This window comes from Sphingobacteriales bacterium (assembly GCA_016711285.1).
GTDB lineage: Bacteria > Bacteroidota > Bacteroidia > Chitinophagales > UBA2359 > JADJTG01.
Genome location: JADJTG010000013.1, coordinates 610,294 through 623,696, shown reverse-complemented (window position 1 = coordinate 623,696; position 13,403 = coordinate 610,294). Strand labels below are relative to the sequence as shown.

Genomic DNA, 13,403 nt, shown 5'->3' with positions numbered 1-13,403 from the left:
CCACAATCGTCTGTTTCGTAGATACTTGCTTGTGCAATTTAAATTTTGTGAATTTTCATCACATTCTTCTATAAATTGTACATTCCAGTTAGTTATGTTATCGGTGAGGGTAGCAGCCATATAATTGAATTTGAGGAGGCTGCCGCCTTGGTTGTTGATGTGCGCAAAAGTCCCAGCCTCGCTATTGGATATGGGGTGCCAGGTGTTTTCAAAAGGAAAATGTCAGGTGTTTGATTATCACAATCCCCTTGTTCATTGAGTAGTCCGTTTCCGAGGTTGCCGTTAGCAGCACCAAGTACCAATCGTAATGGGGGTGGTTGCCATAGGCATTGCAGTTGAACTGGTTGATGCTGTTGTCGCCGTCTATTTGGGTGGCTGCTGCAAAGCAACCGCTAAATCCGTTGTTTCTGATATTGCCGCGTCCAAATCTTGCATCATCGCCTGTATAACAATTTTGTAGCACCAAGCCGTGGCTGGGTTGGGTGGGCCAATAAATGCCCGCAGTGCTTTCAAAAGTGTTGTCGTCTATTTGCAAACTTGCCGAGCTAATAGCCAAAGCTGCATAAGAGGGTATTTCGGCAGTGCCTCGGTGAATACTCACACTATTACCTATCAGGCGCGTAGCAGGAGCGGTGTGGAGCGTAATTCCCTTATACATTTGCGACATACTATTGCCTTGCAGTGTAGCATATCTGCTTGCCGAACCTATGTTATATACATCTATGCCATGAAATAGATTTTGAAAGTCGTTGTTCAATATATCTGTATCTGTATTGGTCATTTTTATGGCAGTGCCGCGTTTTGCAAGGCTAAAGTTGCTATCGGAGCAAGTGAAAATATTTGCAGATACGTCCACTTTTCCCGGATTAGTAAGACTAATATGTAAGTATTCATAAGAAGGGTTGCTAAAATATGCTTTAGAAGAAATAAAGCCACAAGTAGTTAAAGCACTTAATTGTCGGTCTTCGCCAGTGCCAAAATTATAAGCTGCTTCAAAAGGGAGCAGTACTATGTCATTGGCATTGTTTTCAAAGGTGCTGTTTTGTGCCCAAACAATACCCCCGCCTCTTTTTTTGATAGTAGCAGGAAAATAGTAAGCCGAACCCAGAGTGCCTGTATTTTGGTGCATATCTTGTATGGCTATTTGTGCTTCGCTGATGGTGCTGGTGTTTCTTATCCACACGATACCATGATGCGGGTGGGTGCCTTGCAAGCTATTCGCATTGAGATTGTTGGGGTGTGGTACAATGGTATTACCTTTTACCGTAATTCCTTTCCAGTTTTCACAAGCTTTTCGTGTGAAGTCAGAACCATCTACAATCAGCGTTCCACCGGCATTTACTACAATTCCCGATGTAGCATTTGCAAAGTAAAAATTACAATTGGTAATCGTCAGTATCGCTCCATTATTTACAGTGATAGTACCATTTACAAACCTATTGAGATTCGTCCAATTAACAGCACCTGTGATAGTTGTGCTATTGATGGTTGTTAAGTTTGCCATAGAGGTAACCTCATCAGCACCCACATCATAACGGCATCGTTGTAGGGGCTTAGTGTGCCGTTTGTGTTCGTATAAAGTGTGGTATTGTTAAAATCCCGATTATTAGTAGCTGCGACCCCATTAATAGGGTTCGGAAGGATTACGTTTGGGATTCCCACATCTTGCCAAACCAAAGCAGCATCTATCAAAGGCGATGTTGTTTTTAAAGTAACTCCGCTACTGCCAATAGATTGAAATTGAGGTTCTAAATTATATCCGGTTGCTTGGTCACCTGACATTTCTTTTCCTGTTTCTTGTCTCCATTGTCGCAGGGAAGTATAGGGGAGCGAAAATTTGCTATTCAATATAGATATTTCACCATTGAATCCATAATAATTATTGCCATAAAAATTTATATCCGCAGTATTTTCATAATACAATAGGTTAGCGTTAGTATTATTGACAAAAATATTGTTGGCAAACCACCATGTTCTCTAAATGCAGGGCATCTGCTTTAAAAAGGGCGCAGGGGTAGGCTCTGGCATTTCATAATTATCGGGGCTTACTATAACAGTATTATTGTAAATATAACAATCTTCCATAGGAACTGCATCGCAAGGGGATTCGGGCAATTAGAGTTCACTCCTTCTGTAATATAAATGCCGCCATAATTAATAAGGGGGAGCCACCATTATTGGGCAAATTTGTTAAACCATTTGCATCGTTTAGGCTAATATTATAGCGAATGGTATTGTTTTTAAAAAGCGACACCACTTCCGATGGAATAAACATAACTATGCGAAACATAATTGCCATTACCATCTCCAAAGGAGGGGTTTAAAGTGATATTGCCGTTAGAGTTTGTCCATTGATTCAGCATATAACCATAAGCCAAATTATTGTTAGAATAGTTGTATTGCATCACAGAGTTACTGACATAATTATCAAAATCAAAGCCGCCGCCATCTATTGTTTGAGAGGTATTATTGGTAGAGGTACAAAATTGTATCGTTACTTTATCGCTTCCATAAGCCCACACTCCGGCACCACCACTTACAGAAGTACACAAAACTCCGTTTCCCGAAGTAGTGCAGCCCTCTATTAAACAGCCCTGTACACCTCCTACTACAATACCGCTTCCTGTGGGGTCGCCTCCATAATTGACAACATTTCCGTTTTCAATAAAGGGAACAGTAGGAATGCCCTTATTTCCATTGGCTTCTAGTTTTTAATCAAAATATTGCTGATGCAATATTTTCCTCCCATAGCCAACTCATATTTTCCTAAAATATCAATACCTGCGTGAAAATTATTATTGCATTTACAATTTAAAATTTGTAATCCATCAAAACCTCCTCCACTCAAAGCCAAAGGTGCAGATGGAGACAAATTATTTGGATTAAAAGTATTAAATCCATCAAAAAATGTAAAATAAGGACGTGATTCTACACGAATACCTGCCAATTTAAAACCATTAGCATACACATTTTCTGCTTTAATGCCTTGCAATTTTTGAGCTACCGAAGAATTAGTATAACTTCCCGCATCATTCTCTTCATAGACAATAGATAAACCGCTGGAATTAGGAAGACACGCTACGATAGAGGGGTCGGATAAATTGGAGGTATTTCCTATCAAATTCAAGTTTTTAACTTGTATGTACGCTGTGTTTTGTAATAATATTACTGCTCTTTCAGGTGTAGGGCAATTTACGTTAGGATTGTTAGGCTCAGGGTCAGAAGAAGGATCATTTACATCTATCCTAATCGTGCTTGCAGGTATGCCTCCTGCTCCCAGCGTGCCTTGTATAATTACAGGGTTAGTAGGAGTTCCACTATCATTGCTATCCAAAAATATTCCCGTAGTCACTTCTTTATCCCCTGCAATATTAATAATGTCTCCCGGATTTAAATCCATGCTATTTAAAACAATAAAGTTGTTCCATGGACTACTCTGGCTTCCATTTCCATTTGTAGAAGCATTTAATGCAACATAATAAGTCGTTTGCCCCCAAGCCACCTTACCAAATATCAGCAGCATAGCCATAGCGGTTACGAGCCTTTGCGGTTTCCATAAAGCGAAGCAAGTACGCAGTACCCCCCCATTTTATGACAAATAAAATTAATGTGTTGCTGCGCTATCGCCATCCTTGAAGGCAGCGCGGCGGGTTGTTTGTTTTTTCTCATAACGAAAAAAAATTAAATGGTTAAAAATTAAAATATAGCACTCCCAATACCTTGCGGCAATTGAGTTTTTTCTTTCTTTTAAAAGGCAACAGTTTTTTTAACACTGCATCACCTTGTAATAGTCGTGGAACGGACGGAATTAATTGAAAAATTGAGAATTGAAAATTATGCACTTAACTAAAAACTCATCATTCAAAACTAAAAACTGTCATTTACTACTTACTCACCCTAAGCCTTCAACGCTTCCCTAAGCGTTGTTTGCAACAAATATAATTCTTTTTTTGAAAGGTGCAAATTTTTCTTTTAGTTTTTTTGTCGCCCAACTTTGTCAAAGTTCGAACTTTGACAAAGTTATGACAAGATAAAAAGTATGTAAATACCGCTACTTAATAAGGTTTTTTTAAAAACATTTAAAAAAATTTATTATTTACAAAATGTATTACTATATTTGCGCCTCAAAAATTGAAGCACATCTCAATACAATATAATTATGTACGCAATTGTAGAAATAGCCGGACAACAAATAAAAGTGCAGCAAGGACAGGAAATTTATGTACATCATTTAGGTGGTGATACAGGACAAAAATTGACCTTCGACAAAGTATTGCTCACTGCTGATGGCAATAATATCAGCATCGGTGCTCCTACCCTTTCCACACAGGTAAAGGCTACTATTATTGAGCACCTCAAAGGCGATAAAGTGATTGTTTTTAAGAAAAAACGCCGCAAAGGCTATCGTGTTAAAAACGGACACCGCCAACAATTTACCAAAATCAAAATTGACAGCATTATTTAATCTCTTAAACTTTTTGTTTTTTTTTAAAATACTATGGCACACAAGAAAGGCGTAGGTAGTACCGACAACGGGCGTGAGTCCCACAGCAAACGTTTGGGAGTAAAGTTATTTGGCGGTGAAGCCGCTATTGCAGGTAATATTATTATCCGCCAACGTGGTACACGCTACCACTTAGGCAGTGGCGTAGCAATGGGAAAAGACCACACTATCTATGCCACTACTGATGGTTATGTAACTTTTAAAACAGGACGCTTAGACCGTACTTTCGTTTCTGTTTTACCTTCTAAAAATTAATCTTAATTTTTATCTCTTTGATAAAAGAAAATCGCGCTACTGGTTTTCTTTTATATTTTGTGTATTTCAAAATACTCAAAATATTTTAAATACATTAACAATCTTTAACTAAGATTTTAGTTGAAATAATTTAAAAAGGCTATAAATTTGCACCGTTATTTTATTCAACTTAAAAATTAAAATTTATAAAAACAACAGATTAAAATGAAAAAATTATTTTTTGTAAGCGCAATTTGCTTTGCTGTATCTTTAGTTTCTTGCAAAAGTGAGCCTAAAACTGATGCCGCTGCTGCCGGTACCGAAACTGCCGCCGCTGCCGCTGATGCTTCGGCTGCTACTGACCCTGCTGCTGCTGCCGCTACTCCGGCTACTGACCCTGCTGCTGCCGAGCAAACAGTAGATCCTGATATGCCTAAAACTACTGTGCAATTTGCTGAATTGGAATATGATTTCGGTAAAGTGAAAGCTGGTGAAATGGTAACTCACGAGTATAAATTCAAAAATACAGGCAAAGAGCCGCTCATTATCAGCAGCGCGAAAGGTTCTTGCGGTTGCACCGTTCCTGAATATCCAAAAGAGCCTATCGCTCCGGGAGCAAGTGCAGCTATCAAAGTTCAGTTTGACTCTAAAGGCAAAAGCGGAAAACAAACTAAAACCGTTACTCTCCAAGCAAACACAGACCCCAATCCTACTCGTTTAACTATCAAAGGCGATGTAGAAGGTGATCCGAATGCTGCTGCTGCTGCACCTGCCGTACAAGTACAGCCTGCTGCAAAGTAATTGTTTGATTTTTCTTAAGAATTTTTTAAATAAAAAGCTGCTTCTAATGAATTTAGAAGCAGCTTTTTTTATGAAGTTGCCCGCAATTTTTCGGCTAAATAATGTGCAGTGTAAGAGTTTTTTACCGACAATAAACCTTCCGGTGTACCCTCATATAATAAATATCCGCCCGCTTCGCCGCCTTCGGGTCCTAAATCTATTATCCAGTCTGCCGATTTTATAATATCCAAATTATGCTCAATGATAAGCAAGGTGTGCCCCTGCTCCACCAAAGCATTAAATGCCGCCATCAATTTGTGTATATCGTGAAAATGTAACCCTGTGGTTGGTTCGTCAAACAGAAACAATATCGGAGATTGACTTTTTCCTTTACCCAAAAAATACGCCAGCTTCACACGCTGTGCTTCGCCGCCGCTTAAAGTGCTGCTGCTTTGCCCCAAACGCACATACTCCAAGCCTACATCATACAAAGGACGCAAGGCTTTGACGATGGTCGCCTCTGAAGCAAAAAATTCAAGGGCTTCGGCAATACTCATATCCAACACCTCCGAAATATTTTTATCATTCCATTTTATTTCCAACACCTCCTCTTTGAACCGCTTCCCTTTGCAATCTTCGCAGGTTAAGTGCACATCTGCCAAAAACTGCATCTCCACCACCACTTCTCCTTCACCTTTGCAGGTTTCGCAGCGTCCGCCTTCTACATTAAAAGAAAAATGTTTGGGTTTGTAGCCACGCACTTGTGCCAATTTCTGACAGTAAAATAAATCGCGGATAGTGTCGTAGGCTTTGGTATATGTAACCGGATTGGAGCGCGAAGAACGTCCGAGCGGGTTTTGGTCTATCATTTCCACCTGCGATATTTGCTTTGCGTCGCCTTCAACACTTGCCAGATTGCTGTTTTTATCCGCTTCACCATTTAGATAATTCTGCAATGCCGGAACTAATATTTTTTTGGCTAAGGTGCTTTTTCCCGAGCCGCTAACGCCTGTAAGCACCGTCATTGCCTGCAAAGGAATGGTGACGTTGATGTTTTTCAGGTTGTGCAAAGTGGCGTTTTTTATATAAATACGATTGCTGAAACTACGCCTCAATGCGGGTGTAGTGATGCTTCGCTTGCCGTTGATATAATCGGCGGTGAGGCTGTTTCGGGCGCGTTGCAATGCTTTGAAATCGCCGACAAATACTACCTCGCCCCCCAAATGTCCGGCAGCCGGTCCGATATCTATCATATAATCGGCGGCGCGAATAATGGCTTCTTCGTGCTCTACCACCAACACAGTATTGCCTAAATCGCGCAGATTTTTAAGTACACGAACCAAATTTTCGGTGTCGCGCGGGTGCAAACCGACACTTGGCTCATCTAATAAATACAAAGAACTACTCAAATTACTGCCCAAACTGCGTGTGAGATGCAAACGCTGTGTTTCGCCACCCGACAAGGTAGAGGATAAGCGATTGAGTGTCAGATAAGACAATCCCACTTGCTCAATGAGGCGCAAGCGTTGGCGTATTTCTGTAAGCAAACGACCGGCAACCTGCCCGTCGTGTTCGTTGAGCGATAAATTATCAAAAAAATTTAACAACTCTCCAATCGGCATCAGCACCAAATCAGAGAGGTTTTTTTGTTGGATTTTTACATATTGCGTTTCTTTGCGCAGCCGCGTTCCCTGACACTCAGGACATTCTGTGCGCCCGCGATAACGTGCCATCATAATACGATAATGCACTTTGTAGGCGTTGGACTCTAACATTTCAAAAAAAGCATTCAGCCCTTCAAAATGGTCGTTGCCTGTCCATAAAAGGCGGTATTGTTCAGGGGTAAGCTGGCGAATAGGGCGGTGAATGGGAAAATCAAAAAGTGCCGCTTTCTGAATTAATTCCTCTTTCCATTCGCCCATTTTTTCGCCTTTCCAAGGTGCAATGGCATCTTCATACACCGATAAATTGCGGTTGGGTATGATAAGATTTTCATCGTAACCAATCACCGAACCGAAACCCTCGCAACGGCGGCACGCTCCCTGCGGCGTATTGAAATTGAATAAAGCATCTGAGGGTTCTTCAAAGCGCAGACCATCGGCTTCAAAAATATTGGAAAATATGCTGCGTTTGCGACTGTCGGCATCAATGATGCAGCACACGCCTTCGCCCTCCTGAAATGCCGTCTGAACAGAGTCCGCCGCACGATTTTGTGTTTCATCATCATCACCAGCAGCAGCCAAGCGGTCAATTAGCAATAAAATTTCGGAAGTGTCGGCGGTGGCAGTACGTTCAATGGCTTGCTCTATACTGAGCATTTCGTCGGCTATCAGCACCCGCGAAAAACCTTTTTGTTGCAGGAGTTGCAGCTCTTCTTTCCAAGTGGCTTTGCGCTTGATGAGGGGCGTGGCAATCAGCAGACGTGTGCCTTCGGCTTGTGCAGCAATAGCATCGCATACATCGCTGATGCTGTGTTTTTTTACTACATTTCCGCTCACAGGCGAGTAGGTTTTTCCTGTGCGGGCAAAGAGCAGGCGCAGATAATCGTAAATTTCGGTAAGCGTGCCTACGGTGGAGCGCGAAGAGCGCGTACTTACTTTTTGGTCAATGGCAATGGCAGGGCTGATGCCTTTGATATAATCCACATCGGGTTTGTCCATACGGCTCAAAAATTGCCGCGCATAAGACGATAAACTCTCTACATAGCGGCGTTGCCCTTCGGCAAAGAGCGTATCAATTGCCAAAGATGATTTTCCCGAACCGGAAACGCCAGTCATCACCACCAATTTTTTGCGCGGAATAACGACATCTATGTTTTTTAGATTGTGTACTCGCGCTCCTTTGATGATGATATAATCGCGGGTATTGTAATCATTGATATTCAATATAATTATGTATTTATATTTTGGTAAAGTTTTTTTTGAAGTGATAAAAATATTCTTTTATCACCACCAACGAAATTAGAATAATAAAGCCAAAATAGAACTAATTTGTTGTTAAAAAAACACATTTTTTTTAGCTGAATAATTTTTCCATATCATACAAATCAAATCCTTTTGCCCAATAATCTTTTTGAATGTTTTGTAAAATGAATCCTGATTTTTGGTAAAATTCAAAAGCAAACTGCGAAGTGCGCACCCTGACTATTTGCACATTTGGATATTGCTGCAATTTATTCAAACGGAAGTTCAGCAATAATTTTCCCAAACCTTTTCGCTGCTGTTGGGGGTGTACAAAATCCCATGCGATAATGCCGGAGTTGCCGCGTACTTCAAAGCCGCCCGAAGCTAATATTTCGTTTTCGGTATTCGTAATTAAATAATGATGGTGGGCATGATGCCGTAAATATTCTGCCAATTCATTTTCTTCTTCGGGAGCGAAATATTGAGGAATATTGCTCCTGAATAACGCTAATACTGCCGCCTCATATTGCGGTGTGTAGCGCATTATATTTATCTCGTGAAGTGTTGCCATATTATCAAAGAAAAAAATAAAAATACTAATGATATATTAAACGCTGAATATGTGCCAAGGTATGTGTGTAGCGTTGGAGTGTGGCATTAAAAATACCCTTCTCGTCTATTGTATCTATACGCACTTCGTTGGAAGCGTGGATAATTTGTTTTTTATTCCATAAAATTCCTACATGTACGATGCGTTGCTGCGCATTATGAAAAAAAGCTAAATCAGCGGTTTGAGCTTCTTTTAAATGCTCCACACGCTCACCGATTTGCGCTTGTTGCCAGGCATCGCGGGGCAGTGCTATGTGGTGCAATTTGTGGCATATTTGCACCAAACCCGAACAATCTATGCCCCACCTGCTGCGCCCGCCCCACAAATAGGGTGCGCCTAGAAAATAACGAGCTGTTTGTAATATTTTTGCGGCGGTGTTCGAAGAGGAAGGGGCAACAACTGTTTTTGAGTTTGTTGGCCGGCTTTTGTATTCATATTCGGTTTCGTTGATACAAAATGTATTTTTGCTCAACACAGAATTTGGTAATTCGGCTCCTGCTTCCAAGTATATCCTTGTTTTTTTTTGATAATTAAGTGTTTCTTTTCGCCACAGATAAGCTGCTTTGCAACCCTGTACAATGGTGGTATCCGAAAGCGGTGCTGCTGCTAATATTGCTATTTGTCCTGCTGCTGCCCAGCCTTCGTAGTCGTCATACTGCATTTTTATTTTATACCATTCGGCTTGTTGTTCCAATACAACGCAACTTTCGCCAAAAAGCCCTTGTGATACCATTTCGCTACGGTGGGTGGGTTCGCTGCGAACAGGGACTAAAGATTGTACAAAAACTGCTTTTTTTTGCATCTTTTTTTGTTTTATCTATAAAAAAAGCCTCTGAACTGTGTGTTCAGAGGCTTCTATATTCATCACTTCAATTACTTTATTTTTTAATAAATTTCACCGCTTTATTGCTGTTGTTGCTCACAATAATTAATTGATAAGCACCAGCAGGCAATTGGTTGATGTCTAAAGAAATAGAGTTGATACCTTGAACTAAAGTAGCCATTTGTTGGAAAGCAATACGACCCGTTACATCATATACAGTGATAGTGCTTTCTTCGTTTACGCTGCTGCCTACTACTACTGTTAATTTATCGGTAGCAGGGTTTGGCGCAACTGTTACATCTGTACAAGTTTGTCCGGCGTTGAATATACGAATTACATCAGAGATAACTTCGGTATAGCCGTAATTATCTACTTCTACAAGACGGTAGAAATGTGCTGTGCAAGGTGTTGCGGTTTTATCCAAATAGTTGTAAAGTTGTGTAGCAGTGCTATTGCCTTTGCTGTCAATGTTTGCGAGGTTGATGAAGTTGATACCATCAACAGAGCGTTGCAAAATGTAATAGTCGCTGTTGAGTTCGGCGGCAGTAGCCCAAATCAATAAATTGCCTTCTGCTGCTACTTCTCCTTCGAAACGAATCAAATCTACATCTAATTTACAAGGTTCTGAACCACTCAATGTGTCGGTGCAACCTTTGCTGTCGGTAATGTATAAAATGTATTCATCACCAGCAGTAATACCTAATAAATCCAAACTTGAGGAGGTATAGTTGTCATCGTTGTAAGTTCCTATAATGTCATAAGGAGCAGTACCATTGCTGATGCTCACGGCTACATCATAAGCACTACCCGGCTCGTTACATTCAGCAATACCGCTTACTTCAAAATTGCCGCATTTGCTGCACTCACCTGTGCCACTGGCAGAGCCAAAACAACCGTTGGCATCAGAAACCGTAACATTGTATTCATCGCCGTTTACTTGGTTGCTAATGGTATATGAAGTTCCGCTATAATCTTCTTCTACTACTACACCGCCGATTTCAATGGTATAAGGAGCAGCACCACCTTCCCAAGATACTGTTACTGAATATAAACCTTGTGTTTCTTGTTGGGCTGTACAAGGATCAACAGAAGCAGATACTGCGAAATCAGCACATACATTTACTGCTTCCTGTACAGTTAATTGATAACCCGGAACGATTAATTCTGCACATACAACACCGTTGGCAATAGCACCCAAAGCTGCTTCGCCACTTGTAATTAAGCCGTTGTTGATGGCTCCTACTGCTGTTGTCAAATCTTCGGTTAAAATGCTCAAACCGTGTACGTTGTAAGTTCCGGCAGGCAAACTGCTAAAACTGAACTCACCATTGAAATTATAAGCTACTATGTCATATATTGTGCTGTTGCCTGGTTGGTCAGTTGTCAATACATATACATAAGAGTATGCTTCGCTCGTATTATGACCGCTTACGCTTGGTGCTTCTGAAGTACCACCGAAAGCTACTGTTGTGTTAGCCGGAGGTGTAACTGTACCGGCTTCGGCAGCGCAAGTAGGTGCAATTGGTGTTCCTGCACATTCGCAAGAGGTATTTACCATATCATTTTCGGTGTTCGCGTTGCCGTCATCACAAGCATCGCCTACGTTGGCTTGCAAGTTTTCGCAATCGTAAGTAGGAGCAATTACTGTTCCTGCACAAACGCAACCGCTTGTTACCATATCGTTTTCGGTGTTCGCGTTGCCGTCATCACAAGCATCGCCTACATTGGCTTGCAAGTTTTCGCAATCGTAAGTAGGTGTTACTGGTGTTCCTGCACAAACGCAACCGCTTGTTACCATATCATTTTCGGTGTTCGCGTTGCCGTCATCACAAGCATCGCCTACGTTGGCTTGCAAGTTTTCGCAATCGTAAGTAGGTGCTACTGGTGTTCCTGCACATTCGCAAGAGGTATTTACCATATCATTTTCGGTGTTCGCGTTGCCGTCATCACAAGCATCGCCTACGTTGGCTTGCAAGTTTTCGCAATCAAATACAACAACTGCTGCACCGTGCCATATTTCTTGTACTTCGCTTAAATCAGCACACAATATGCCATCTTCAATGCCGGACTGAATATTTTCAATAGCAGAAATAGAACCATCATCTAGCAAACTATTGAATAAATCAATATAAGAATTGGCTATTTGGAAGCCGAAAACATAATAAGCTCCTTCGGGGTAATCTGTAAAATCAAAAGAACCATCTAAAGAAAAATTTACAATATCATATACATATCCGCTATCGGGGTCTATATCATAAGCTAAAAAATAGCCATAGCTATATGTAGTATCTGTATTTTGTGACATCGTTTCAGCGGCAGCTAAAGTGCCGTTTAATTCTACGGTAGTGTCGGCGTACATTATCATTCCGGCATTTGCACCGCAGGTAACTTCCAAAGCAGCAGCTTCGCTGAAATCTGCACATAAATCTCCGGCTTCTACGGCAGCTAATATCATCTCTGCTGTTAAATATTGCTCTTGACCAAATAGGGCTACCAAAGTATCTATACCGCCTTGTACATTCAATCCCCATACATCATAATCTCCTGTGGTATAGTTGTTGCCATTGGCATAAAAAATACCGGAAAGTGACAGGTCAGCAACATAATTGCCATCAACAAGCCCTTCTACGCCTGAAACGTAGGTAGTCAATACGAAAAATTGTTCGTAACCAGCTAAAGTAGTTTGGCCAGTAGCTGTAAATGGTGTGCTGTATCCGCCCAAGGCCACTGAGCTGCTGGCAGGTGACAAAACACCGCCGTTTGCCGCACAAATAACAGCAGGAGCAGCAGCTACTTCTACACAATATGCGGGACTATCGGTGTAATCAAAACAAGGTTGAGGTACACCAAAACTTGGTAATACTACCTCTAAGCTATATACAACGCGGTCAAATGAAACACCTGAAGCCGGATACAAACCTGACTCTACCAAACAATAATAAATATCGGGAAGCGTAGCCAAAGCTCCGTTTTCGGCGATGTAATTCGGACAAGACAAAATACCTCCTACTGCTCCCAAAATAGCCGTTACTTCGGTTTGGTTATATACCAAAGCTTCGTAGCAATAGTTGCCAGGACCCAAAGTGCTGAAATCAAAAGTGCCATCTTCAGAAAATCCTACGATTATCGGACCATCTAAGGCATTGTTGGCATCGTCATACAAACTGTCGGCATCTACTACTACCCACAACAAGTCGGTAGCACCAGTAAAGCCGTCATAGTTATTGAGTAAAAGATTGGGATTGGCATCTAATGCCACCAAATTTGTGATTAAAGTAGGCGGTGTGGTTGTGGTATTTGTTCCTGCGGGATAAGTTACAGTTCCCAAATTGGCAGTGCAATCTTGCGCTTGTGCAGGCATAGAGAACAACATTGCCACCAACAACAGAGCCGAACCTAAAAGACTTTTGAGTGTAAAGATCTTCATTCGTTTCAGTGTGATTTTAAGTTTTTAAATATTTATTTTTATTTAATTTGTTTTTTATTCAATAAAAAAAATAACTTTTGGAACATCAAAAAGCAAATATAGTATATTTGCACTATATTAAT

At 41.0% G+C, this 13,403-nt stretch carries 12 protein-coding genes; 3 read left to right on the top strand and 9 right to left on the bottom strand.

The annotated features are described in order from the left end of the window. Positions 1-208: 208 nt before the first annotated feature. From IPL35_12140 to IPL35_12120, 5 genes are all read right to left on the bottom strand, one after another. Positions 209-1,504, bottom strand: a complete 1,296-nt coding sequence (locus IPL35_12140) for a hypothetical protein (protein ID MBK8444111.1) — start codon at positions 1,502-1,504, stop codon at positions 209-211. Next, complete coding sequence (locus IPL35_12135; protein ID MBK8444110.1) at positions 1,492-1,848, bottom strand: hypothetical protein; 357 nt, start codon at positions 1,846-1,848, stop codon at positions 1,492-1,494. Before IPL35_12135 ends, IPL35_12140 begins: the two co-directional genes overlap by 13 nt. A gap of 129 nt (positions 1,849-1,977) precedes the next feature. Beyond that, positions 1,978-2,115, bottom strand: a complete 138-nt coding sequence (locus IPL35_12130; protein MBK8444109.1) for a hypothetical protein — start codon at positions 2,113-2,115, stop codon at positions 1,978-1,980. 125 nt (positions 2,116-2,240) lie between these two features. Beyond that, on the bottom strand, positions 2,241-2,684 hold the full coding sequence (locus IPL35_12125; GenBank protein ID MBK8444108.1) for a right-handed parallel beta-helix repeat-containing protein: 444 nt from the start codon (positions 2,682-2,684) through the stop codon (positions 2,241-2,243). 20 nt (positions 2,685-2,704) lie between these two features. Continuing rightward, entirely contained in the window at positions 2,705-3,529 is an 825-nt protein-coding gene (locus IPL35_12120) for a hypothetical protein (GenBank protein MBK8444107.1), read from the bottom strand. Between the two features lie 630 nt (positions 3,530-4,159). Between IPL35_12120 and rplU the strand changes: the two genes are divergently transcribed. The 3 genes from rplU to IPL35_12105 all read left to right on the top strand — a co-directional run bounded on the left by rplU (position 4,160) and on the right by IPL35_12105 (position 5,539). Beyond that, entirely contained in the window at positions 4,160-4,465 is a 306-nt protein-coding gene (gene rplU, locus IPL35_12115; GenBank protein ID MBK8444106.1) for a 50S ribosomal protein L21, read from the top strand. Between the two features lie 33 nt (positions 4,466-4,498). Continuing rightward, the gene (gene rpmA, locus IPL35_12110; protein MBK8444105.1) at positions 4,499-4,759 is read left to right on the top strand and encodes a 50S ribosomal protein L27; all 261 of its coding nucleotides are present in this window, start codon (positions 4,499-4,501) and stop codon (positions 4,757-4,759) included. Positions 4,760-4,963: 204 nt separating this feature from the next. Next, positions 4,964-5,539, top strand: coding sequence for a DUF1573 domain-containing protein (locus tag IPL35_12105; GenBank protein ID MBK8444104.1), 576 nt, complete (start codon positions 4,964-4,966; stop codon positions 5,537-5,539). Between the two features lie 68 nt (positions 5,540-5,607). Here IPL35_12105 and uvrA read toward each other — a convergent pair whose 3' ends face one another. From uvrA to IPL35_12085, 4 genes are all read right to left on the bottom strand, one after another. Next, entirely contained in the window at positions 5,608-8,412 is a 2,805-nt protein-coding gene (gene uvrA / locus IPL35_12100) for an excinuclease ABC subunit UvrA (protein MBK8444103.1), read from the bottom strand. Positions 8,413-8,533: 121 nt separating this feature from the next. Further along, a complete protein-coding gene (locus IPL35_12095; GenBank protein MBK8444102.1) occupies positions 8,534-8,992 on the bottom strand; it encodes a GNAT family N-acetyltransferase in 459 nt (152 codons plus the stop codon). A 25-nt stretch (positions 8,993-9,017) separates the two neighbouring features. Continuing rightward, positions 9,018-9,833 (bottom strand): C40 family peptidase, encoded by an 816-nt coding sequence (locus tag IPL35_12090; GenBank protein MBK8444101.1) that lies wholly within the window; start codon positions 9,831-9,833, stop codon positions 9,018-9,020. Positions 9,834-9,909: 76 nt separating this feature from the next. Next, a complete protein-coding gene (locus IPL35_12085; protein MBK8444100.1) occupies positions 9,910-13,281 on the bottom strand; it encodes a T9SS type A sorting domain-containing protein in 3,372 nt (1,123 codons plus the stop codon). Positions 13,282-13,403 lie beyond the last annotated feature (122 nt).

What these genes read in the sequence shown, in the direction of transcription:
- IPL35_12090 (MBK8444101.1), bottom strand. Translation starts at nt 9,833, where the DNA reads ATGCAAAAAAAAGCAGTTTTTGTACAATCTTTAGTCCCTGTTCGCAGC.
- IPL35_12120 (MBK8444107.1), bottom strand. Translation starts at nt 3,529, where the DNA reads ATGGCTATGCTGCTGATATTTGGTAAGGTGGCTTGGGGGCAAACGACT.
- IPL35_12140 (MBK8444111.1), bottom strand. Translation starts at nt 1,504, where the DNA reads ATGGCAAACTTAACAACCATCAATAGCACAACTATCACAGGTGCTGTT.
- IPL35_12085 (MBK8444100.1), bottom strand. Translation starts at nt 13,281, where the DNA reads ATGAAGATCTTTACACTCAAAAGTCTTTTAGGTTCGGCTCTGTTGTTG.
- rplU (MBK8444106.1), top strand. Translation starts at nt 4,160, where the DNA reads ATGTACGCAATTGTAGAAATAGCCGGACAACAAATAAAAGTGCAGCAA.
- IPL35_12095 (MBK8444102.1), bottom strand. Translation starts at nt 8,992, where the DNA reads ATGGCAACACTTCACGAGATAAATATAATGCGCTACACACCGCAATAT.
- IPL35_12105 (MBK8444104.1), top strand. Translation starts at nt 4,964, where the DNA reads ATGAAAAAATTATTTTTTGTAAGCGCAATTTGCTTTGCTGTATCTTTA.
- rpmA (MBK8444105.1), top strand. Translation starts at nt 4,499, where the DNA reads ATGGCACACAAGAAAGGCGTAGGTAGTACCGACAACGGGCGTGAGTCC.